This is a genomic window from Streptomyces sp. 142MFCol3.1 (genome assembly GCF_000424945.1).
Lineage (GTDB): Bacteria > Actinomycetota > Actinomycetes > Streptomycetales > Streptomycetaceae > Streptomyces > Streptomyces siamensis.
Genome location: NZ_AUKV01000013.1, coordinates 14,768 through 36,276, shown reverse-complemented (window position 1 = coordinate 36,276; position 21,509 = coordinate 14,768). Strand labels below are relative to the sequence as shown.

At 72.5% G+C, this 21,509-nt stretch carries 23 protein-coding genes; 7 read left to right on the top strand and 16 right to left on the bottom strand.

The window, feature by feature from the left end:
• Positions 1–229: 229 nt before the first annotated feature.
• Both H305_RS0120180 and sigE read right to left on the bottom strand, forming a co-directional pair.
• Entirely contained in the window at positions 230–1,216 is a 987-nt protein-coding gene (locus H305_RS0120180; RefSeq protein WP_028801973.1) for an anti-sigma factor family protein, read from the bottom strand.
• Positions 1,213–1,911, bottom strand: coding sequence for an RNA polymerase sigma factor SigE (gene sigE, locus H305_RS0120175; RefSeq protein ID WP_051370776.1), 699 nt, complete (start codon positions 1,909–1,911; stop codon positions 1,213–1,215). The genes H305_RS0120180 and sigE overlap by 4 nt, the downstream gene beginning before the upstream one ends.
• A gap of 227 nt (positions 1,912–2,138) precedes the next feature.
• Between sigE and H305_RS0120170 the strand changes: the two genes are divergently transcribed.
• Positions 2,139–2,837, top strand: a complete 699-nt coding sequence (locus H305_RS0120170) for an O-methyltransferase (RefSeq protein WP_078629139.1) — start codon at positions 2,139–2,141, stop codon at positions 2,835–2,837.
• 314 nt (positions 2,838–3,151) lie between these two features.
• Here the strand turns inward: H305_RS0120170 and H305_RS50800 are convergent, their stop codons facing one another.
• Positions 3,152–3,319, bottom strand: coding sequence for a DUF3117 domain-containing protein (locus H305_RS50800; RefSeq protein ID WP_003966491.1), 168 nt, complete (start codon positions 3,317–3,319; stop codon positions 3,152–3,154).
• A 363-nt stretch (positions 3,320–3,682) separates the two neighbouring features.
• Between H305_RS50800 and H305_RS0120160 the strand changes: the two genes are divergently transcribed.
• Positions 3,683–4,486, top strand: coding sequence for an enoyl-CoA hydratase/isomerase family protein (locus tag H305_RS0120160; RefSeq protein ID WP_028801970.1), 804 nt, complete (start codon positions 3,683–3,685; stop codon positions 4,484–4,486).
• A gap of 98 nt (positions 4,487–4,584) precedes the next feature.
• Here the strand turns inward: H305_RS0120160 and H305_RS0120155 are convergent, their stop codons facing one another.
• Positions 4,585–5,157, bottom strand: a complete 573-nt coding sequence (locus H305_RS0120155) for a DNA-3-methyladenine glycosylase I (RefSeq protein WP_028801969.1) — start codon at positions 5,155–5,157, stop codon at positions 4,585–4,587.
• Positions 5,154–5,504 carry a DivIVA domain-containing protein gene (locus H305_RS0120150; RefSeq protein ID WP_028801968.1) on the bottom strand — a complete coding sequence of 117 codons (351 nt, stop codon included), beginning with the start codon at positions 5,502–5,504 and terminating at the stop codon, positions 5,154–5,156. Before H305_RS0120150 ends, H305_RS0120155 begins: the two co-directional genes overlap by 4 nt.
• Before the next feature lie 152 nt (positions 5,505–5,656).
• Here H305_RS0120150 and folP point away from each other — a divergent pair, with 152 nt between their 5' ends.
• Positions 5,657–6,517 (top strand): dihydropteroate synthase, encoded by an 861-nt coding sequence (folP, locus tag H305_RS0120145; RefSeq protein ID WP_028801967.1) that lies wholly within the window; start codon positions 5,657–5,659, stop codon positions 6,515–6,517.
• A 30-nt stretch (positions 6,518–6,547) separates the two neighbouring features.
• Here folP and H305_RS0120140 read toward each other — a convergent pair whose 3' ends face one another.
• On the bottom strand, positions 6,548–7,306 hold the full coding sequence (locus tag H305_RS0120140) for a TIGR00730 family Rossman fold protein (protein ID WP_028801966.1): 759 nt from the start codon (positions 7,304–7,306) through the stop codon (positions 6,548–6,550).
• 142 nt (positions 7,307–7,448) lie between these two features.
• Positions 7,449–8,528 carry a succinyl-diaminopimelate desuccinylase gene (dapE, locus tag H305_RS0120135; protein ID WP_028801965.1) on the bottom strand — a complete coding sequence of 360 codons (1,080 nt, stop codon included), beginning with the start codon at positions 8,526–8,528 and terminating at the stop codon, positions 7,449–7,451.
• A 130-nt stretch (positions 8,529–8,658) separates the two neighbouring features.
• Between dapE and H305_RS0120130 the strand changes: the two genes are divergently transcribed.
• The gene (locus tag H305_RS0120130) at positions 8,659–9,639 is read left to right on the top strand and encodes a hypothetical protein (RefSeq protein ID WP_037764773.1); all 981 of its coding nucleotides are present in this window, start codon (positions 8,659–8,661) and stop codon (positions 9,637–9,639) included.
• Positions 9,640–9,970: 331 nt separating this feature from the next.
• Positions 9,971–10,417 carry a hypothetical protein gene (locus tag H305_RS0120125; RefSeq protein ID WP_028801963.1) on the top strand — a complete coding sequence of 149 codons (447 nt, stop codon included), beginning with the start codon at positions 9,971–9,973 and terminating at the stop codon, positions 10,415–10,417.
• Between the two features lie 92 nt (positions 10,418–10,509).
• On the opposite strand, the gene H305_RS0120120 is transcribed toward H305_RS0120125, so the two are convergent.
• Both H305_RS0120120 and fdxA read right to left on the bottom strand, forming a co-directional pair.
• On the bottom strand, positions 10,510–11,613 hold the full coding sequence (locus tag H305_RS0120120) for a bifunctional succinyldiaminopimelate transaminase/glutamate-prephenate aminotransferase (RefSeq protein WP_028801962.1): 1,104 nt from the start codon (positions 11,611–11,613) through the stop codon (positions 10,510–10,512).
• Between the two features lie 182 nt (positions 11,614–11,795).
• The gene (gene fdxA, locus H305_RS0120115) at positions 11,796–12,116 is read right to left on the bottom strand and encodes a ferredoxin (RefSeq protein WP_019058397.1); all 321 of its coding nucleotides are present in this window, start codon (positions 12,114–12,116) and stop codon (positions 11,796–11,798) included.
• A 140-nt stretch (positions 12,117–12,256) separates the two neighbouring features.
• Between fdxA and H305_RS46560 the strand changes: the two genes are divergently transcribed.
• Together H305_RS46560 and H305_RS0120105 are read left to right on the top strand one after the other, a co-directional pair.
• Positions 12,257–13,303 carry a GNAT family N-acetyltransferase gene (locus tag H305_RS46560; protein WP_051370772.1) on the top strand — a complete coding sequence of 349 codons (1,047 nt, stop codon included), beginning with the start codon at positions 12,257–12,259 and terminating at the stop codon, positions 13,301–13,303.
• Between the two features lie 17 nt (positions 13,304–13,320).
• On the top strand, positions 13,321–14,175 hold the full coding sequence (locus H305_RS0120105; RefSeq protein WP_037764704.1) for a transglutaminase-like domain-containing protein: 855 nt from the start codon (positions 13,321–13,323) through the stop codon (positions 14,173–14,175).
• Positions 14,176–14,181: 6 nt separating this feature from the next.
• On the opposite strand, the gene H305_RS0120100 is transcribed toward H305_RS0120105, so the two are convergent.
• The 7 genes from H305_RS0120100 to mshB all read right to left on the bottom strand — a co-directional run bounded on the left by H305_RS0120100 (position 14,182) and on the right by mshB (position 21,425).
• Complete coding sequence (locus H305_RS0120100; RefSeq protein WP_028801960.1) at positions 14,182–14,796, bottom strand: response regulator transcription factor; 615 nt, start codon at positions 14,794–14,796, stop codon at positions 14,182–14,184.
• A complete protein-coding gene (locus tag H305_RS0120095; RefSeq protein WP_028801959.1) occupies positions 14,793–15,977 on the bottom strand; it encodes a sensor histidine kinase in 1,185 nt (394 codons plus the stop codon). Before H305_RS0120095 ends, H305_RS0120100 begins: the two co-directional genes overlap by 4 nt.
• Entirely contained in the window at positions 15,974–16,714 is a 741-nt protein-coding gene (locus tag H305_RS0120090; RefSeq protein ID WP_028801958.1) for an ABC transporter permease, read from the bottom strand. The genes H305_RS0120095 and H305_RS0120090 overlap by 4 nt, the downstream gene beginning before the upstream one ends.
• On the bottom strand, positions 16,711–17,634 hold the full coding sequence (locus tag H305_RS0120085) for an ABC transporter ATP-binding protein (RefSeq protein ID WP_028801957.1): 924 nt from the start codon (positions 17,632–17,634) through the stop codon (positions 16,711–16,713). The genes H305_RS0120090 and H305_RS0120085 overlap by 4 nt, the downstream gene beginning before the upstream one ends.
• A gap of 170 nt (positions 17,635–17,804) precedes the next feature.
• Positions 17,805–19,946 (bottom strand): membrane protein, encoded by a 2,142-nt coding sequence (locus tag H305_RS0120080; RefSeq protein ID WP_028801956.1) that lies wholly within the window; start codon positions 19,944–19,946, stop codon positions 17,805–17,807.
• A gap of 160 nt (positions 19,947–20,106) precedes the next feature.
• Positions 20,107–20,526, bottom strand: coding sequence for a DUF6113 family protein (locus H305_RS0120075; protein ID WP_028801955.1), 420 nt, complete (start codon positions 20,524–20,526; stop codon positions 20,107–20,109).
• Positions 20,523–21,425, bottom strand: a complete 903-nt coding sequence (mshB, locus tag H305_RS0120070) for an N-acetyl-1-D-myo-inositol-2-amino-2-deoxy-alpha-D-glucopyranoside deacetylase (protein ID WP_028801954.1) — start codon at positions 21,423–21,425, stop codon at positions 20,523–20,525. The genes H305_RS0120075 and mshB overlap by 4 nt, the downstream gene beginning before the upstream one ends.
• Positions 21,426–21,509: the final 84 nt, after the last annotated feature.

The following is a 21,509-nucleotide window of genomic DNA, read 5'->3' as shown; positions in this document are numbered from 1 at the left end:
TCCGGGTGGTGATCCGTGGTGGTTCCGGGCCCAGCGTCATGCGGCCGGGGCCTGCTCCACCACTTCGCCTTCGTGGGCTTCCCCTCGTCCATGCTCTCCCCACACCTGACCCGCGGCACAACTGGCCTGGGGCCACCACAGATTGCCGGCTCCGCACCCGGATCTCCCGTGCGGGCGCGGCTCACCCTGGATTCAACCAGGTTCGCGGGCTGCCGCGCAGAGGGCGGGGTCAGTGGGCGGTACGGGAGGAGGGGGAGGTGGGGGACGAGGAGAAGGACGGGGACGACGTGGCGGCGGGGGCGGCGAGCAGGCCCGGAGTGGCGAGCTCCTGGACCGCGGACCATGTGGTCAGCGTGAGCGGCTGGACATCTGTCAGCGGACGTATGAGCGGGGACATGGCCGCGGCGCCGGCCATCACCGGTGTCGTCAGCGCGTGCACGGCGTCCTGGCCGCGGTCCGGAGCGGGGACTCCGGGCAGCAGCGGTGCGGACACCTCGGTCGGCGCCAGAGGGCTCTCACCGGACATCCGCTGGCCCTGCGCGAGCAGGGGACCGACGGACCGGCGGCGCTGCGACTCGGGGGTCGTCGCGGCTCCCGCGGTCTGCGAACGGGACGGCGTCACGTTGCTGCCGGCCCCGGACCCGCCCCGGGCGTCCGTGGTGTCCCCGGGCATGCCGGTGGTCACCCCGCCCAGCGCGACCGCGGCCAGCGACACCGCGCCGGCGGCGGCGAAGGCGAACCGGCGGCTGCGCGAGGACGACCGCTCGGCCTCGTGGCGGCTGACGTCATGGATGCGGAAGCCGCGCCCCGGGGAGGAGGGCAGGACGCCGGCGTGCGGTCCGGCGGGGACGTACCCGAAGGACTCGCCCCGCACTCCGAAGAGTCCGGTGACGCCGGTGCCTCCGGCCAGCCCGCCGCTGCCGAATCCGGCTCCCCCCAGCGGTGACGCGCTGTCGGAGTCGCCGCCCCCGGGAAGCCCCTGGAGGCGGGCGAGGAAGCTCTCGGAGGGCGGTGGTGGGGCGACTTCCGCGAACACGTTCTTCAGTCGGCGCTGGGCGTCCACCTCCGCCTTGCACTTCGCGCAGGTGACGAGGTGGGCGAGGACGCGCTCACGCGACTCATGACCGAGCTCTCCGTCCACGAGGGCGGAGAGGCGGTCTCCCAGATGCTGCTCAGCCACGGGCCTCTCGGCTGAATTCGGCCGGGTTCCACTCACGCGGTCGCGCCCCCTCCTCCCAGCACGGGTACTCCGGCCACAACGAACGAGCGGCGCTCGGCGCGGGCCTCGGGAGAGCGGTGGGCCAGGGCCTTGCGCAGCTGCGAGCGGCCGCGGTGGATCCGGCTGCGGACCGTGCCGAGCTTGACGCCCAGGGTCGCGGCGATCTCCTCGTACGACAGGCCCTCGATGTCGCACAGGACGACGGCGGCGCGGAACTCGGGCGCGAGGGTGTCCAGCGCCTGCTGGACGTCGGCGTCGAAGTGCGCGTCGTTGAAGACCTGCTGCGGGGACGGCTCGCGGCTGGGCAGGCGCTCGGCCGCGTCGTCGCCGAGGGCGTCGAAGCGGATGCGCTGCTTGCGGCGCACCATGTCGAGGAAGAGATTCGTGGTGATGCGGTGCAGCCAGCCCTCGAAGGTGCCGGGCGTGTACGTGGACAGCGAGCGGAAGACGCGGACGAAGACTTCCTGGGTGAGGTCCTCGGCGTCGTGCTGGTTGCCCGTCAGACGGTAGGCGAGGCGGTAGACCCGGCCGCTGTGCGTGCTGACGATCTCCTCCCAGGTGGGCGGAGTCCACGCCTGCGACTCCGCGTCGGTGGTGAACGTCGCGGTCTGCGCCGGGGCAGCATGGAACGTGTCAGCGATGTCGGTCACGGATTTCGGCTCACCCGCCGGTCTGAGTAGGCGCCGCAGCACCCCTCCCCGATCCACGGGCGCAGCCGCACCTCCCCTGTCGGCTCTGGTGGTGTCCAGTGGAGCCCCTACCATAGCCACCTCGCCCGTTAGCTCCGGATAAGCGGTTTTACGAGAATTTGATGCGCGCTCATACGAGCGCGTCGGCACCTGCTCGTCGTCCCGCTCCGCGTCCTGGTCCATACGTTTCCCCCCGCTCTTTTTCCCCACCCCTTTAAACGCCTGGTCCCATCTGCGGGTTCCCGGCACCAACGGATACAGTCACGCCGAGGCAATCACGGGGACAGGAGAGGGTCATTACCGGCAACCGGCAGACGAGCTGGGCGTTCGCCGACGCCTTTGTCGCCGAGGACGAAGCGCTGCGCTGGGCCCGGGACCGGGCTCGGGAGGCAGGGCTGCGCTCGGTGTCGCCCGGCACCGGCGCCGCGCTGCGTCTGCTCGCCGCCACCGTGGACGCGAAAGCGGTGGCGGAGATCGGGACCGGGACCGGTGTCTCCGGAATTCATCTGCTGCACGGCATGCGGCCGGACGGGGTACTGACCACGGTGGACCCTGAGCCGGAGCGCCAGCAGTTCGCCCGGCAGGCCTTCCGCGCGGCCGGTTTCGCGAGCAACCGCGCCCGCTTCATCCCGGGCCGCGCGCTGGACGTGCTGCCCCGGCTGGCGGACTCCGGGTACGACCTCGTCTTCTGCGACGGGGACCGTCTGGAGTGCCTGGACTATCTCGCTGAATCGTTGCGCCTGCTGCGGCCGGGCGGGCTCGTCGTCTTCGAGGGCGTCTTCGCGGACGGCCGCACGGTGGACTCGGGGCCACAGCCCGCGGAGGTCGGCAGGCTGCGCGAGCTGCTGCGCGCGGTGCGCGAGAGCCAGGACCTGGTGCCGTCGCTGCTGCCGGTGGGCGACGGGCTCCTCTGCGCGGTCAAGCGCTGACCGGACCGGCGTCACCGGGCCACCGGGCCACCAGGCCACCAGGCCACCAGGCCACCAGGCCACCAGGCGGATCATCACGGGCGCAGCGTCGGCCCGGCAGGCGAGGGGCCGACGCGGCCGGGCTCCTCCAGACGGAGCGGACCACCCGGACCGGTCTGCGCGCAGGACTCGCTCATGGACCAGCCGCCACCCCGCCGACCTGGCAGAACGCCGGTCCAGCGGGCGCGACACGTCAGCCCGCGCTCCTCAAAGACGACTTCCCCGGCACCGCGTACGATGCCGGGGAAGTCGAACAGGTATGGTCGCTTTCCGCGTCAGCCGACGACCTTCTTGAGGGCGTCGCCCAGCGCGTCGGCCTCGTCAGGGGTCAGCTCGACGACGAGCCGACCGCCGCCTTCGAGCGGAACGCGCATGACGATGCCCCGCCCCTCCTTGGTCACCTCGAGCGGGCCATCGCCCGTCCGCGGCTTCATGGCCGCCATGCTCGTTCCCCTTCCTGAAACCAGCTCATCGTCGCCGACGGCCCCATGGAGGGCACGCACGTCCTCTCATCGGACACACGTCACCGGCATCGAACACATTGCTTCCAGGCCATTATCCCGCATCTCAGGACCCGATGACCAACATCAGTCGGCATCGCTTGCGCAACGCGCTCGACCAAAACCACTCAATTCGGGGATGTGCCTGCGATACTGCGCCGCCGCATGGACTTTCGCCGCTCGGAATTCTTTGACGCAGGTCACATGTCCGGTCCGCGCCACCGTCGGTGATCTCCGCCATGCTGTCATCGGACACACGACGTACCGACCGGTACGACCGAGCTGCGACACCCGAGGGGACCCATCATGGCCGACACCGTGCTCTACGAGGTGAGCGACGGACTCGCGACGATCACGCTGAACCGTCCCGAGGCGATGAACGCCATGAACGTCGAGACCAAGGTCGCCCTCCGGGACGCGGCACAGGCCGCGGCGGCGGACGCGGGTGTGCGGGCGATCCTGCTGACCGCAGCCGGTGACCGGGCGTTCTGCGTCGGGCAGGACCTCAAGGAGCACATCGGTCTGCTGGCCGCCGACAAGCGATCGGGGTCGGGGCAGACGATGAGTACCGTGCGCGAGCACTACAACCCCATCGTCCGGGCCCTGACGGGTGCCGCGAAGCCCGTGGTCGCCGGCGTGAACGGCGTCGCGGCCGGGGCCGGCTTCGGCTTCGCGCTGGCCGCGGACTACCGGGTCGTCGCCGACACCGCGGCCTTCAACACGTCCTTCGCAGGGGTCGCGCTGACCGCCGACTCGGGCATGTCCTGGACGCTGCCCCGGGTCATCGGCCCGAGCCGCGCCGCCGACCTGCTGCTCTTCCCGCGCAGCATCACCGCACAGGAGGCGTACGAACTGGGCATCGCGAACCGCGTCGTGCCCGCGGCGGACCTGCGGACCGAGGCGGAGAAGGTGGCCCGGGCGCTGGCCGAGGGCCCGACCCTCGCCTATGCCGCGCTCAAGGAGTCCCTCGCCTTCGGCTCGACCCACTCCCTGGACGAGGCGCTGGAGAGGGAGGACGAACTCCAGGGCCGGGCCGGTGCCTCGGAGGACCACACGATCGCCGTGCAGGCCTTCGTGAACAAGGAGAAGCCCAAGTACCTGGGCCGGTGATCGTGCGCGGGGCCGCCGGCCGGCACGGCCGGCCGTGGTGCCCGCACAGCGGTCGTCCGTCCGGCGCTTTTCCCGGATCCGCGCGGTGCCGGGCGGGCCTAGCGGGCGGCGCAGTCCGCCAGGTGGTCGTTCACCAGGCCGCAGGCCTGCATCAGCGCGTAGGCCGTGGTCGGGCCGACGAACCGTATGCCGCGCTTCTTGAGTGCCTTGGACAGGGCGGTCGACTCGTCGGTGACGGCCGGCACGTCGGCCAGGGTCGTCGGGGCCGGGCGAGAGGCCGGGTCCGGGGCGAACGACCAGATCAGCTCGTCCAGCTCGCCCGCCGCCCAGTCGGCCAGCACGCGCGCGTTGGCCACTGTCGCCTCGATCTTGGCGCGGTTGCGGATGATGCCGGGGTCGGCGAGGAGGCGCTCCTTGTCGGCATCCGTGAACGTCGCGACCTCGGCGATCTCGAAACCGGCGAAGGCGGCCCGGAAGCCGGGGCGGCGGCGCAGGATGGTGATCCAGGACAGGCCGGACTGGAAGGCCTCCAGGCACAGCCGCTCGTACAGCGCGTCGTCGCCGTGGACGGGGCGGCCCCACTCGTCGTCGTGGTAGGCGACGTAGTCCTCGGTCGACAGGGCCCAGGGGCAGCGCAGGGCTCCGTCGGGGCCCGCGAGTGCGTCGCTCACCGGGAGTCCTCCTCGGTGTCCTTGTGCAGCGAGGGGCCGGGGGTCGCGCGGGCGCCGGCGAGCGCGGACTCCAGGTCGGCGATGCGGGAGTCCCGCTCGGAGATCTCGGCGCCGAGGCGGACGAGCGCGTCGTCGACGTCGGCCATGCGGTAACCGCGCAGGGCGACGGGGAAGCGCAGCGCGTCCACGTCGGTGCGGTTCACCGGCCGGTCCTGGGGCAGCGGGTCGGCGAGCAGTTCGGGCGTGGCCTCGGGAAGGGGCGCGCTCTCGCCGCCGCCCACGACGGACAGGGTCACGGCGGCGACCACGACGGCGAGCGCGACGACCAGGAACAAGAACATGTACATCGCTGAGGTCCCCACGCTCTGGTGCCGGCACGGGCGCGCCGGCGCGGAAGTACGGAAGCTGAAACTGTCAGGGTCAGATCGTGCCATGCGAGTCTGACAGTTAGGGTCGCAGGCGGCTCATCGGCGGAACTTACTGGGAGAGGTCACAGGGGATGCTCAGGCTGGGCAGGCGTGAATTCGGCACGCACGAGCCGGTGATCATGGCGATCGTGAACCGGACCCCGGACTCCTTCTACGACCAGGGAGCCACCTTCCGCGACGAACCGGCACTCGCGCGCGTGGAGCAGGCGGTGGCCGAGGGCGCCGCGATCATCGACATCGGCGGGGTCAAGGCCGGTCCGGGCGAGGAGGTCACGGCCGAGGAGGAGGCGCGGCGCACGGTCGGTTTCGTGGCCGAGGTCCGCCGGCGCTTCCCGGACGTGGTCATCAGCGTCGACACCTGGCGGCACGAGGTGGGTGAGGCGGTCTGCGAGGCGGGGGCGGACCTGCTGAACGACGCGTGGGGCGGGGTCGATCCGCGGCTGGCGGAGGTGGCCGCGCGGTACGGGGTGGGGCTGGTGTGCACCCACGCCGGCGGGGCCGAGCCGCGTACGCGTCCGCACCGGGTCGCGTACGACGACGTCATGGCCGACATCCTGCGCGTGACCGTGGGGCTCGCCGAGCGGGCGGTGGAGCTGGGGGTGCCGCGGGAGTCCGTCCTCATCGACCCGGGGCACGACTTCGGCAAGAACACCCGGCACAGCCTGGAGGCGACCCGGCGGCTGGGCGAGATGACCGGTACGGGGTGGCCGGTGCTGGTCTCCCTGTCCAACAAGGACTTCGTCGGGGAGACGCTCGACAAGCCGGTGAAGGAGCGGATGCTCGGGACGCTGGCCACCACCGCCGTGTCGGCGTGGCTGGGTGCCCAGGTGTACCGCGTCCACGAGGTCGCGGAGACCCGGCAGGTGCTGGACATGGTGGCGTCCATCGCGGGGCACCGGGCTCCGGCGGTCGCCCGGCGGGGGCTGGCGTAGGGGCGCTCGCCCCCACGCCGCCCGCGGGAGCTACCTGCCCGCCTCCTTCGACACCAGGGCCACCGCCTCTTCCACGTCGTCCGTGAGGTGGAAGAGCATCAGGTCCTTCTCCGTGGCCTTGCCCTGCGCGATGAGGGTGTTCTTGAGCCAGTCGACGAGGCCGCCCCAGTAGGCCGTGCCGAACAGGACGATCGGGAAGCGGGTGACCTTCTGGGTCTGGACGAGGGTGAGGGCCTCGAAGAGTTCGTCGAGGGTGCCGAGGCCGCCGGGCAGCACCACGAACCCCTGGGCGTACTTGACGAACATCATCTTGCGGACGAAGAAGTACCGGAAGTTGAGGCCGATGTCGACGTAGGGGTTGAGGCCCTGTTCGAAGGGGAGCTCGATGCCGAGGCCGACGGAGATGCCCTTCGCCTCGCAGGCACCCTTGTTGGCGGCCTCCATGGCACCCGGGCCGCCGCCGGTGATCACGGCGAAGCCGGCCTCGACCAGGCCGCGGCCGAGGGCGACGCCCGTCTCGTACTCGGGCGAGTCCACCGCTGTGCGGGCCGAACCGAACACGCTGATGGCGGGCGGGAGTTCCGCCAGCGTGCCGAAGCCTTCGATGAACTCCGACTGGATGCGCAGCACCCGCCAGGGGTCGGTGTGCACCCAGTCGGACGGACCGCCCGCGTCGAGCAGCCGCTGGTCCGTGGTGCTCGCCTGCACCTGGTCCCGCCTGCGCAGCACCGGTCCCAGCCGCTGCTCCTCCGGTGGCCGCTTCTTGCCCTCGGGGTTGCCAGTAGCCATGTCCGCTCCCTCCGCATCGGGGTCTTACCCGGCCCGGTCCAAGCCGGGGACCGGGGAAGGCCGTTCCGCCCCAGCGTAGATCCACGCCGGTTACGGAGGGGGGACGCGAGCATGTCCGCCATGAACCGCCGGCGGATAGGGCTCAGGCGGTGAGCCAGGCCCTCAACCGCTCCTCGCCCGCAAGGATCTTGACGGTTTCGACCCTTTCGTCACGCTTGTGCGCCAAGTGCGGGTTGCCCGGACCGTAGTTCACCGCGGGGACGCCGAGGGCGCTGAAACGGGAGACGTCCGTCCAGCCGTACTTCGGCTGCGGGGTCCCGCCGACCGCCTCGATGAACGCGGCGGCGGCCGGGTGGGAGAGCCCGGGGAGGGCGGCGCCACTGTGGTCGTCGACGACGAACTCCTCGACCCCGCAGTCCGCGAAGACCTCACGGACGTGGGCGACGGCCTCCTCCTCGGTGCGGTCGGGCGCGTAGCGGAAATTGACGGTCACCACGCACTCGTCGGGGATGACGTTGCCGGCGACGCCGCCGGAGACGGCCACCGCGTTCAGGCCCTCGCGGTACTCGAGGCCGTCGATGACGGGGTAGCGGGGCCGGTACTCGGCGAGCCGGGCCAGGATCGGGGCGGCCGAGTGGATCGCGTTCGAGCCCATCCAGCTGCGGGCGGAGTGGGCGCGCTCGCCCGTCGTCCTGAGCAGCACCCGCAGCGTGCCCTGGCAGCCGCCCTCGACCTGGCCGTCCGAGGGCTCCAGCAGGACGGCGAAGTCGCCCTCCAGCCAGTCGGGGTGGGCCTCCGCCACATGCTTCAGACCGTTCAGGTCCGCCGCGACCTCTTCGTTGTCGTAGAAGACGAAGGTGAGGTCGCGGTTGGGGGCGGGAACGGTGGCCGCGATGCGGAGCTGGACGGCGACGCCCGACTTCATGTCGCAGGTGCCGCAGCCCCACAGCACGCCGTCCTCGTCCAGGCGGGAGGGGACGTTGTCGGCGATGGGCACGGTGTCGATGTGGCCGGCGAGGATCACGCGCTCGGCGCGGCCCAGGTTCGTCCGCGCGACGACGTTGTTGCCGTACCGGTCGACCGTCAGGTGCGGCAGGGCGCGCAGAGCGGCCTCGACCGCGTCGGCGAGCGGCTTCTCGCTGCCGCTCTCCGAGGGGAGGTCCACGAGCTGGGCGGTGAGCCGGGCGGCGTCGAGGGTGAGGTCAAGCGGGGTGTCGGCCATGGCGTCGACCCTAGCGTTTCCGGTCCGTGGCTCCGCTCCGCGGCCGGAGGCGGCCGGTCGCCCCGGGCGGCTCAGAAGTTGTCCACAACCCCAGGTACCACCGGCAGGCCCCTCCAGTACCTTGTACGTCGTGTCAGTGCCGTCCCCCGCACCCGTCCGGCGCGGCCGTCTCCTCCGTTCCGGGGCGGCCGTCGCGGTCCTGCTCGCGCTCGCGGGCTATCTCGCCGTGCAATACCTCACGGGAGGCACCGGCGCGCCGAGATGCGAGGTCGTCTCGGGAAAGGGCGACGGCGCTTCGTACGAGTTCACCCCGGAGCAGGCGGCGAACGCGGCGACGATCTCCGCGGTGGGCACCTCCCGGGGCATGCCCGAGCGCGCGGTGACGATCGCCCTGGCGACGGCGCTCCAGGAGTCCGGCCTGCGCAACATCACCCACGGCGACCGGGACTCGCTCGGCCTGTTCCAGCAGCGGCCCTCGCAGGGCTGGGGCACGACGAAGCAGATCATGGACCCGACGTACTCGGCGGGGATCTTCTACGAGCACCTGGCGAAGGTGCCGGGCTATTCGCGGCTGCCGCTCACCGTCGCCGCGCAGCGGGTGCAGCGCAGCGGCTATCCCCAGGCGTACGCGAAGCACGAGCCGGACGCCACCCTGCTCGCCGCGGCCCTGACCGGCCGCGCGGCGGCCACGCTGACCTGCGAGGGACGCCCGGACGCGACCGAGGCGGGCGGCTCCGACTCGGTGCGGACCGCGCTCGTACGGGACTTCGGACGCGATGTGCTCCAGGAAGCGGGTGCCGATGTGGGCGCCGGGGGTGCCTCCGCCGCGCCGTCGGCCGCCGCGCCGGCTACGGCGACGGCCGGCAGCCGGACCGTGACCGTCCCCGTGCGCGAGGGGACCACCTCCGGCACGGACGCCGCCCGGCGCGGCTGGGAGCTGGCGCACTGGGCCGTGGCGAACTCCTCGGCGCTGCACATCGACCGGGTGTCGTACGCCGGGCGCGAGTGGACCGCCGGCAGTACCGAGGGCGAGTGGCGCACGACGGGTGCGCAGGGAAGCCCGGCCGCGGGGAAGGCCGCCTCCGAGGTGCGGATCGTCACTGCGCAGTAGTACGGCACCTCACCCGTCCGGGGGACTCGCTCCGCGTGACTCCGCCGATGTGCGCAGGTTTTCGCGCGGTCACCCCCGCCACCGTCGAATCCCTTGAGAACAAAGGGCGGTAAGGATTCAGCAGACTTTCCGACCGGATGCCTTTTGCCCGCTTTTATCCGCAGCCGATAATGCGACGCATTGCCAACTCTTTACGTCGGGGCACCGCAACCTTCGCGGGTTTCGAGCGGTAGTCACTGCGTCCGACGCCCAGAACGATCACCGGCAGCCAGCCGGTCAACTGCCGGGCTCGGGTGGACACTTCCACGTTCTCTCCCGTCTAAGGAGCATCATGTCCCTCCCCCTGACCCGCCGGATCGCCCGTGCCGCGCTGCTCATCGCAGCGGGAGCGGCGCCCGTGGTCGGTGCGGCCGGCTCCGCCAGCGCTGCGGCCGAACTCCCGGCCACCCCCGACCTCGGCGGGCTGACCGCCCTGGACGGGGCGAGCGTCGGCAACACCGTCGACGGTGCGGCACAGAACGTCACCGGGCTCGCGGGCGACACCGGCGGCAAGACGGTCAAGAAGGCCGTGCCCGCCGCGGGCAAGACCGGTGGGAAGGTGGCCAAGAAGGCGACGCCGGCCGCGCAGAAGGTGGCCGGCCACGCGGCGGGGCAGGCCGGCGGCCTGCTCGGCGACACCGCGAAGACGGCGACGGGTGGCGGACTGCCGACGGACTCGGTGACCAAGGGCGGGCTGCCGACCGGCCGGCTGCCGCTGAAGGGGCTGCCGCTCGGCTGACCACGGGGCCGGTACGCCTGATCAGGGGACCGGTGCGACGGAGGGGTCCGGGGAGCTGTCCTCGGACCCCTCCGCGCTGCTCGGCCGCGTGCTCAGGCCCGGCGGGACAGTCGCTGGACCGCCGCGGCGACCCGCTCGTCCGAAGCCGTCAGGGCCACGCGCACGAACGTCTCGCCCGCCGTGCCGTAGAAGTCGCCGGGGGCGACCAGGATGCCCAGCTCGGCCAGGTGGGCCACCGTGTCCCAGCAGGACTCGTCGCGGGTGGCCCAGAGGTAGAGGCTCGCCTCGCTGTGCTCGATGCGGAAGCCGTGGCCGAGCAGCGCGTCACGCAGCGCGGTGCGCCGGGCGGCGTAGCGCTCGCGCTGCTCGCGGACGTGGGTGTCGTCCGAGAGGGCGGCGACCACCGCGGCCTGGGTCGGCGCGGGCGTCATCATGCCGCCGTGCTTGCGGATCTGGAGGAGCTCGCCGAGGACGGCGGGGTCGCCCGCGAGGAAGGCGGCACGGTAGCCGGCCAGGTTCGAGCGCTTCGAGAGGGAGTGCACCGAGACGATCCCCTCGTAGGAACCGCCGCACACGTCCGGGTGCAGTACCGAGACCGGGTCCGTCTCCCAGCCCAGCTCGATGTAGCACTCGTCGGAGAAGACCAGCACACCGTGCTCGCGGGCCCAGGCGACGATCCGGGTCAGCTCCTCCTTGGGCAGGACCCGGCCGGTGGGGTTCGACGGCGAGTTGAGCCACAGCAGCTTCAGACCCGTCGGGTCCAGTTCGGTGGGGTCGTCGTAGACGACGTGCTCGGCCCGGGCCAGCCGCGCCCCGACCTCGTACGTCGGGTACGCGAGGCGCGGGTGGGCGACCTTGTCGCCGGGGCCGAGGCCCAGCTGCGTCGGCAGCCAGGCGACGAGTTCCTTGGAGCCGACGACGGGCAGCACGTGGCGGTGGGTGACGTCCCGCGCCCCGAGGCGTCGCTCCACCCAGCCCGTGAGCGCGTCCCGCAGCTCGGGCGTGCCCCACACGGTGGGATAGCCCGGCGAGTCCGCGGCGGCGACCAGAGCCTTCTGGATCAGCTCGGGCACCGGGTCCACCGGGGTGCCGACGGACAGGTCGACGATGCCGCCCGGGTGAGCGGCGGCCGTCGCCTTGTAGGGCTCCAGCTTGTCCCAGGGAAAGGTGGGAAGCCGGTCGGAGACTGCGGACACGGGATCGGGCTCACTTTCTCGTACGTACGACCCGTACGTATCGCTGGTACTCGCGGTGCTCGCCGCGGGCCGTACCCGTCGCGCGCGGCGCACGCGCCCGGTACGGCAAACGCCTCGGTCCCGTACGGCGACCGGAACGATCCGGCCGTACGGGACCGAGGCGGTGCGTGTGTGCGAGCCGCTTACTGGTTCTGCGGCGGCAGCGCTGCGACGAAGGGGTGGTCGCGCTCGATCAGACCGAGCTTGCTGGCACCGCCGGGCGAGCCGAGCTCGTCGAAGAACTCGACGTTCGCCTTGTAGTAGTCCTTCCACTCTTCGGGAGTGTCGTCCTCGTAGAAGATCGCCTCGACCGGGCACACCGGCTCACAGGCTCCACAATCGACGCATTCGTCCGGGTGGATGTACAAGGACCGGGAGCCCTCGTAGATGCAGTCGACCGGGCACTCCTCGATGCACGCCTTGTCCTTGACGTCGACACAAGGCTGCGCGATGACGTAGGTCACGCTGTCGTTCCTCCTCGATAGGGCGCTGGCGGGCCTCCGTAGGCTCCGCCGCCTGGCGCGCGGGAGCGCGGCGTCGTCGATGCCCGCCCCTAGTATCTCCGTTCTCGGGCATGATCCGAACAGGAGGGGTGAACTGACCTGTGGAAATCTCGTCGTCCGGCCGCCTAGAGGTCCGTATCACCGCTGCTGACGTGGGAAAACGTGTCTCCGTACGACGCTTGAGCGACGATGGAGACACGGGAGAGAAGTTCACCGACACGGTCGGTGTTCTCACATCATGGGACAACGGTGTGCTGCTGATCACACGGCGGACCGGCGAACGTGTCCGGATCGCGGAATCCTCGCTGGTCGCGGGCAAGGTCGTGCCGGCCGCCCCGGCGCGTCGGCGGGGCCCCGCGGCCTCGTACGAGGAGCTGGCGCGCGTCGCCGCGCGATCCTGGCGGCCGGTGGAGAGCGAGCGGCTCAGCGGTTGGGAGCTGCGCGCCGCCGCCGGGTTCACCCGGCGGGCCAACTCCGTGCTGCCCCTCGGGGACCCCGGCATGCCGCTGGACGACGCGCTGGCGTACGCGAGCGCCTGGTACGCCGCCCGTGGCCTGCCCGCCTACGTCCAGACCGCGACCGGGGCCGAGGGCACGCAGGAGCTGCTGTGCGCGGACCTGGAGGAGCGCGGCTGGGTCCGTGAGGTGACGGCCGGCCTGTGGATCGGTTCGCTCGCGCCGCTCGGGGACCGGGACGCGCCGGGGGTCACGCTCTCGCGTACGGCCGACGAAGCCTGGCTGGGCCGCTACCAGCGCAAGGGCCTCGGCGAGGTGGCGCTGAAGGTGCTGGGCAGCGGGCCCTCCGTATGGTTCGCGACAGTGCCGGGCGAGGAGGGACCGGCGCCCGCCGCGATCGGCCGCTGCGTGGTGGACGGCCGCTGGGCCGGATTCGCCGCCGTCGAGGTCGACCCGGCGCACCGGCGCAGGGGCCTCGGCACCGCCGTGATGGCCGCCCTGGCCCGCCGGGCCCTGGACGAGGGCGCCTCGGCCGCCTGGCTCCAGGTGGAGGAAGACAACGCGGCCGCACGTGCGCTGTACACCGGGATGGGCTTCGGGCCCCACCACTCCTACCACCACTACCGCCGGGTCGCGGACGCCGGAGCGGGCGGGCACGGTTTCGGCGCCGCCGAGCCGTATCGATCGGCGTGAGGGGGCACGAGTCCGGCATGCGTTGCTCTCCACAGCCACCGGGACCGGAGCGGGCCGCCCAGGTGCGACGGCTCTTCGCCGAGGAGGCCCGGACCGAACGGCCGGACCTGTCGATGCTGTGCCTGCTGATCGGGGCGGCGGCCGACGGGACGCTCGACGAGGCCGGGACGGACGCGGCGCAGATCGAGCTGGACCGGCTGGCGGGACTGCTGCCGTTCCGCCCGGGCGGCCCGCGGTCCTGGGCCGCCGCCCTCGCCGAACTGCTCGGCGGGCGCTGCGGGTTCCACGGCTCGCCGGCCGACTACCAGCGGCTGGAGTCCTCACTGCTGCACGAGGTGCTGACGCGGCACCGCGGGCTGCCCATCCTGCTCTCCGTGGTGTGGATGGAGGTGGCGCGACGGGCCGGCGCGCCGGTGTACGGCGTCGCCCTTCCCGGGCACTTCGTCGTGGGCTTCGGGCCGGCCGAGCAGCAGGTGCTCGCCGATCCCTTCGACGGCGGCCGGGTCCTGACCGGCCCGGACGCCGAGCTGCTCGTCGCGGGGGCGACCGGCGCGCCCCTCGACCCGTCGATGCTCTCCCCCGCCGACCCGCTCGACGTCGTCCTGCGTGTCCTGAACAACATCCGGGCCTGGGCGGCCCCCCGTCCGGAGCGCTCCGACGTGTCGCTGTGGGCCGTCGAGCTGTCCCTCCTGCTGCCCGCGCACCCGGCGCGGCTTCGCTACGAGCGCGCCCAGCTCCTGGTCAAGCGCGGCGACTTCCTGGGTGGGGCCACCGAACTCGACGCGTACGCCGACGTGGTGGCCGCCGTGGACGAGCCGGCCGCGGTCCGGGTGCGCCACCAGGCGGACGCGGCACGGGCGATGCTCAACTGACCCGTCCTACAGCCAGCCCTTCTCGCGGGCGATCCGTACCGCTTCCGCCCTGTTGCGGACCGCCAGCTTCTGGATGGCCGTGGACAGGTAGTTGCGGACGGTGCCCTGGGAGAGGTGGAGGGCGGCGGCCAGCTCGGCGTTGGTGGAGCCGTCGGCCGCGGCACGCAGCACCTCACGCTCCCGGTCGGTCAGCGGATTGGCCCCCTCGGCGAGTGCCGCGGCGGCGAGGGTCGGGTCGATGACCCGCTCTCCGTCCAGCACCTTCCGTACCGCCGCGGCGAGTTGGGCCGCGGGGGCGTCCTTCACCAGGAAGGCGTCCGCGCCGGACTCCATGGCGCTGCGCAGATAGCCGGGACGGCCGAACGTCGTCAGGATGAGCAACTTGACGTCCGGGAGGGCCGCGTGGACCTCGGCCGCGGCCTCGATGCCCGTCCTGCCCGGCATCTCGATGTCGAGGAGGGCGACGTCGACGTCGTGCTCGCGGGCGGCGGCCAGCACCTCGTCGCCGCGCGCCACCTGGGCGACCACCTCGATGTCCGGCTCCAGGCCCAGCAGGGCTGCCAGCGCCTCGCGGACCATCGACTGGTCCTCGGCGAGCAGGACCTTGATCGTGCGGCTCATGCCCCGGATCCTACGGGGTCGTCCGCGGCGTCCGCGCCTGCCTCCGCCCCCGTCAGCGGCACCCGTGCGACCAGCCGGAACCCGTGCCGCACCCGGCCGGCCTCCAGTGTTCCGCCCGCCTTCTCCAGGCGTTCGGTCAGTCCGGTCAGACCGTTGCCGTGCGAGCCGCCGGAACCGCCGGAACCGTCGTCCTCCACGGACAGTTCGAGCACCGGCCCGTCCAGAGTCTGACGGCGCAGGAGCTCCACCGTGCAGCGCCGGGCCCCACTGTGCCGTACGACGTTGGTGACCGCCTCGCGCAGCGCCCAGGCGAGCGCCGACTCGCTCTCCTCGGGCACGCCGGTGAGATCGGGTTCGACCGGCAGGTCGGCCCGCACGCCCGCCGCGGTCAGCGCGACCTGGGTGCCGGCGAGTTCACCGGCGAGCCGGGGCCGGCGGTAGCCGGTGACCGCCTCGCGCACGTCGACGAGAGCCTGGCGGCTGACCTGTTCGATGTCGGCGACCTGCTGGGCCGCCTTCTCCGGGTGGCCGGGAAGCATCCGCCCGGCCAGTTCGCTCTTCAGCGTGATCAGCGACAGCGAGTGCCCGAGCAGATCGTGCAGGTCTCGGGCGAGCCGCAACCGCTCCTCGTTCGCGGCGAGTTGGGCCACCGTGGCGCGGGCCTCGCGCAGCGCGATGGTCGTCCGCAGGAGCTCGCGCACGCCGGTCATGGCGAACCCGCCGAGGAAGGCGGGGATGAGCAGTCCCGCCAGATAGGCCTTGCCGCCCGGGACGATCAGGGCGACCGTCGTCAGCACGGCCGCCACGGCCGGGATGGTCAGGCGCGCCCAGCGCAGCGGGAGGGCCGCGCCGGCCGCGATGGCCACGTACACGAACAGGACGAGCCATTCCCGTCCCAGCGTGAGGGAGAGGAGGGCCGCCTGCGTCGCGAGGGCGCCCAGGGAGCCGAGCACCAGCCCGTTGCTCTCCCCGCGCCCCGTACGGAAGACGAGGGCGCCGTACCAGAGTACGAACGCGATCAGGCCGATCCAGCCGAGCACCACCACGACGGTGCTGTGTCCGCCGTGCACGAGGTCGCTGACCGGCGCGCTCAGGTAGACGAGCCAGATGCCGGTCCACACGACCTTGACGATCTGCTGCTTGCGGTTCTGCGGGCGCTGCCCGATGCCGACGCTGCTCACGCCTTCAGCGTGTCCTTCCGGTACAGCCAGGCCGCGCCGCCCGCGAACAGGACGAAGGAGACGGCGAGGATGGCGATGTCCTTCGCGTGCGGGGCGTCGCCGAGTTCGATGGCCTGCCCGAGGGCAGCGTACGCGTGCGTGGGCAGCCACTTGGCGATGTTCTGCAGCCAGTCGGGGAAGGTGGTGGTGGGCATCCACAGGCCGCCGAGCATCGACAGGCCGAAGTAGGTGATCATCGTGATCGGACGGACCGCGTCACCGCTGGCGAGGTAGCCGATGGCGACGCCGAGCGCGGCGAAGACGAGGCTGCCGGCCCAGATGGCGAGAGTGAGGGCGATCCACTGCCAGGCGTCCAGCCGCACGTTCTTCACGGCAGCGGCGACCACGAAGACGATCACGATCGAGGGCAGGCTGATCACGGCGGCGCTCGCCGTCTTCGCGAACACATAGCCGCGGCCCGGGAGCGTGGTGAGCCTCAGCTGCCGTACCCAGCCACTTTCGCGCTCCTTGGCGATGCGCTCGCTGTTGCCCATCAGGACGGCGGTCAGGGCCCCGAAGGACGCCATGGAGACCATGAAGAAGGTCGGCAGGTTCAGGCCCGTCCCGTCGACCTCGGTCGTGCTGTCGGCGCCGCCCGCGATCAGCAGGAACAGTGCCGACGGGTAGACCACCGAGAAGAACAGGAACTTGCGGTTGCGCAGGGCACGGGTGATCTCCAGCTTGATCAGGCTGTTCACTTCGCCTTCGCCTCCTCGGCGGCCGTGATGGCGACGAAGGCCTGCTCGAGACCGAGCCCGGACACTTCGAGGTTGCGGGGGTAGACGCCGAGCCCGTACAGCGCGTGCACGGTCGCGTCGGCGTCGGAGGACTGGACGCGGACGGTCTGCCCGGCCACGTCGACGGACGTCAGGAAGGGCAGCGCACGCAGCGGCCCCTCGTCGATCGGACCCTCCAGATCGAAGGAGATCCGGCGGGCGCCGGCCTTCGCCTTGATCTCGGCCGCGGTGCCGTCGGCCAGCAGCCGGCCCCGGTGCAGGACGAGCACCCGGTCGGCCGTCGCGTCGGCCTCCTCCAGGTAGTGCGTGGCGAACAGGACCGTGCGCCCCTGGTCTGCCTGTTCGCGCATGGTCGCCCAGAAGGACTGGCGGGCGGAGACGTCCATGCCGGTGGTGGGCTCGTCGAGCACGATCAGGTCGCTGTCGCCCGCGGTGGCGAGGGCGAAGCGGACGCGCTGTGCCTGGCCGCCGGAGAGCTTGTCGACCTTGCGGTCGGCGATCGGGGAGATCCCGGCCCGGGCGAGGACGTCCTGGACGCGGAAGGGCCTCGGGTGCAGGTCGCACGCGAGCTTCACCAGCTCGCCCACCGTGACCTCGTCCATCAGCCCGCCGCTCTGCAGCATGGCGCCCACCCGGCCGCCGACGATGGCCTCGCGCGGGCTGGTGCCGAAGACCCGGACCGCGCCGCTGTCGGCCTGCTTGAGGCCGAGGAGGAGGTCGAGGGTCGTGGACTTGCCCGCGCCGTTGGGGCCCAGCAGGGCGACGGTCTCGCCCGGGTGCAGATCGAGGGTCAGCCCGTCCACGGCCCGCACGCCGCCGTAGGTCTTGGTCACCGATTCGAAGCCGACCACCGAGGTGGCGGTCGCCGCAGTCGTTGTCATGGCATCCATCGTGGCGACGGACGGGTGCCCGCAGCAGTGCAGCTTGTCGTCTCCCGGAGATGACAGATGTCATGTGCGGCGGGTGGCACGCCACTTCGCGCCGCCCGTGGTCCCGGTCGTGCGAAGGGGGGCCCGGTCGTGACCGGGCCCCCCTTCCCACCGGCTCGGGACTAGTTCGGGTTGGTCTCGATGACCGCGACCCGGTCGGTCTTGCTCATCAGCGCCTGGCGCAGGGCGCCGTAGACGTCCTGCGGCGTGACGGGCGTCTTCTTGCCGTTGGCCCGGGTGATCAGCACCCCGTCGAACGTCTGACCGTACAGCTCCTTCAGGGCGTTCAGGTCCGGCTTGTCGGTCAGTTTGCCGTCGGGGGTCGCTTCCACCCGGAGGAACTTCCACAGCGAGTTCTGCGGGCTCAGCGGGATCGAGTGCGCCGCGTCCGTCTGCACGGTCACGTTGGCCGACATCGCCGGCTTCGCGAACCTCGCCATCATCCGGTCGACCTCTGCGTTCGCGACCTTCGGCTGACGCGTCGTGGTGGCGACCTTCACCGGAGTGGTCGTGCCGGTCTCCACCTGGGCGCGGTACGCGTCCTGCACGGCCTGGGTCGAGGAGGCCACGTCGATGCCCTTGCCGGCCTTGCCGTACACGGGGACGGCCTTGCCGGACACGAACTTGACCGTGCCGTCCCGCATCGAACCGGAGCCGCCCGCGGCGCCCTCCAGCGCCGCCTGGAGCTTCTCCTCGTCGACCGGCATCACGGGCTCGACCACGCGCTCCTGGCCGAACAGCGACCCGATCACCGAGACGGGGTTGTAGTCACTGCCCGCCGCGGCACGGACCGTGGCCTGGCTGTCGAGCTGGAGCCCGGCCTGGTCCGGCTTGAGGGCGACGGTGTCGCCGTCGACCGACAGCTTGAGCGCCGTGCTCGTGCGGTCGCCGAGGGCGTCGTCGAGCTTCCTGACGGCGTCGTCGCGGGTGCCGCCGCCGATGTCGACGCCGAGCACGGTGGTGCCCTTGGGCACGTCCGAGTGGTTCATCAGGAGGCCGGCGCCGTAGGCACCGCCGCCGAGGACCACCACGAGGACGCCCAGGAGGGCCGGCTTGTTGCGGCCCTTCTTCTTGGCCGGCTTCGACGAGGCCGGGGGCTGCTGGACCGGTTCGGGCAGCTTCGGCGGGGTGTGCGGCAGGGGTCCCTCGGTGTGCGCGCCCGGCGCGAACGGAGCGTTCTGCGCGGACGGCACCACGGGGATGCCGCTGGTCAGGGTGTGACCGGAGACGTTGTCCCCGGGGGCGCCGTAGCCACCGGGGCCCGGCTCGGCGGCCGGCTTCTGCGGCGTGAGGATCGCGGTGTCGTCGCTCAGACCGCCGCTGAGGCCGCCGCCGGGCACGGCACCGGGTGCGCCGGAGCCGCCGGGTCCGCCCGGACCCGGCCTGGCGGCCAGGCTGCCGGGCGCCGCGCCGGGACCGGCGGGCGGCACCCTCGGGCCGTCCCCGGTGACCGGGCCGCCGGTCGGGCCCGCGGGTCCGCCCTGGCCGTTCTCAGCGAAGTACGGGAGGTCGTCGCGGCGCGGCTCGGAGCCGCCCGCGCCGACGGCTGGGAAGGAGCCGGTGCTGCCGAGCGCTCCGGAGACGTCGAAGGAACCGGTGCCGCCGCCGTGGCCGGGGGCCACGGGTCCGGCGCCGGTGGCGCCGGGCAGCCCGGCGCCGTTCGTGCCGCCTGGACGGGGAGGGTTCGCCCCGCCGCCGGGCCGGGCTCCGCCCGGGGGACCCGGCCGCGCGCCGTTCTGGCCGCCGGGGCGTCCGCCCTGCGCGGGCGCGGCGGCCGAACCGCCGGTGACACCCGCTCCGTTGGTGGATCCGCCGCCCGGCCCGCCCTTGGGCGCACCGGACTTGCGGGGTGCGAACCAGTCGCTCGCCTTCTCCTCGGCCGCTGCGGGCGCGGCGCCGGGTTGGTCGGCGGTCGCGGGCGCGGGGGCGGAGCCTGCGGCCGGTGCCGGCGAACCGGCGTTCCGCGGCGGCTCCGACGGGTTCCCGCTGCCGTCGGCGGCGTCGGCGGACGTGTCCGCGTCCGCGACGGGTGTGCGCACGACGACGGGCGGGATGGGCCGCGATCCGGGGATGTTGATCCGGATGCGCGTCGTCAGCGTGGTCTCGGTCTTGCGCTCCTCCGGCCGGTTACCGGCGGCCGAACGGCCCACGTCGGCACCGCTCTGGGAAGCCGTGGGGGTCCCGTACGGCGGCGTCCCCGACGGGTACGCGGCTCCACCGCGCCCGTTGGGCCCGGAGGACGAACTGTCAGTTTCACGACTCAAGGCAGGTTCTCCCGGTTGGCTCCACCGCCCGTTTACTCGACCTCATCTCGGGCAGCCCGGCGGCGCGCACCACCATACTGGCCGTGTCCGGCGCGCAAACCTCGCCCGCGAAGGAAACCCGCACGGGACCCGCACCTGTCCGATGCGGCGAAGTGGTACGTCACTTGCCAAGTCGGACGTGGGAGGCGTCCGGTTGCCGCCCCTGACCGAGGGTGGCGCACATCACAGCGACAGCCATGCCGCCGAGCAGGAAGAGATAGGAGACAAGTCCCGCGCCGAACAGGAAGTCGCCCTCGGGGCGGCTGGCGGTGAGCAGGATGACGGCCACCAGCCAGCCGGCCGCGGGAGCGACGGCCCCGGCACGTGTGCCGGTCGCCCGGCTGCCTCCGAGGAAGAGTCCGGCCGCACCCGCGAGAGCGAGCAGCAGTCCGAGGGGGAACCAGCCGGACTGCACCAACGCCCCGGCGGCGCCCACGACGGCGCCGAGCAGAAAGAGCCCCAGAAGGGCTGCGATCCGCCCGGCGGAGGGCCGTGTCAGCGGCTGCGCGAGCATGCTCCCGCGCTGTCCCGTGGTACTCATCGCGCGTCCGCTCCCTCTCGGTCGATCCCCGCGAACAGGTCGGTCTCCCGCGTCCCGGGCCGCCCCCCGCTCACCAACTCGTAGTACTCGGTGGTGAAGAGCGGCTGCGCCAGCCGGTTCGAGAGGGCGAACCAGGGCTCGGACACCTCGATCTGGGTGGCGTGGGCCCGCATGGCGGCCGCTTTGGCCGCGGCGTACATGGTTCCGTCGACCTCGGTGGTGACCACCGGGTCGTCGACGACACCCGGGACGTCGGCGAGGTCCGCGGACCGGGTGAACGGCAGCTCCGGGAGCGCTTCCCGCAGCCGCGCGAACGCCTGCTCGCCCACGGAGCGCGGCACCCGGTTCCAGTAGACCTTGGTGATCTCCCAGGGGTCGCCGAGATCGCGACGGAAGGCACTGTCCGCGGCGAGTTCGGTGGCGCGCACGGCCACGCGGTGCGCCTTGATGTGGTCGGGGTGCCCGTATCCGCCGTCCGGGTCGTAGGTGACGAGCACCTGGGGGCGCACCTCGCGGATCACGGCGACGAGGTCGCAGGCGGCCTCGTCGAGGTCGGCGGACCAGAAGGCACCGGCGCGACGGTTCTGTTCGACGCCCATCATCCCGGAGTCGCGATGGCGTCCCTGGCCGCCCAGGAACCGGTGGTCGGTGACGCCCAGTTCCTTCATGGCGGCGGCCAGCTCGCCCGCCCGGTACGGTCCGAGCCCGCCCTCGCGGTCGGGCGCCAGGTGGGTGAGTCCGGGCGGGATGACCTCGCCCTCCTCACCGAGAGTGCAGGTCACCAGCGTCACCTGGGCGCCCTCGGCCGCGTACTTGGCCATGGTCGCGCCGTTGTTGATCGACTCGTCGTCCGGGTGCGCGTGCACCAGGAGCAGACGCCGGTCGGGCAGTTCCGTCATGGAACCCACCCTACGAGGCGGCCGCGTGGTCAGGGGCCTGGGCCGAGTCCTCCGCGCCGAAGGCGTACTCCCACCTCCGGCTCA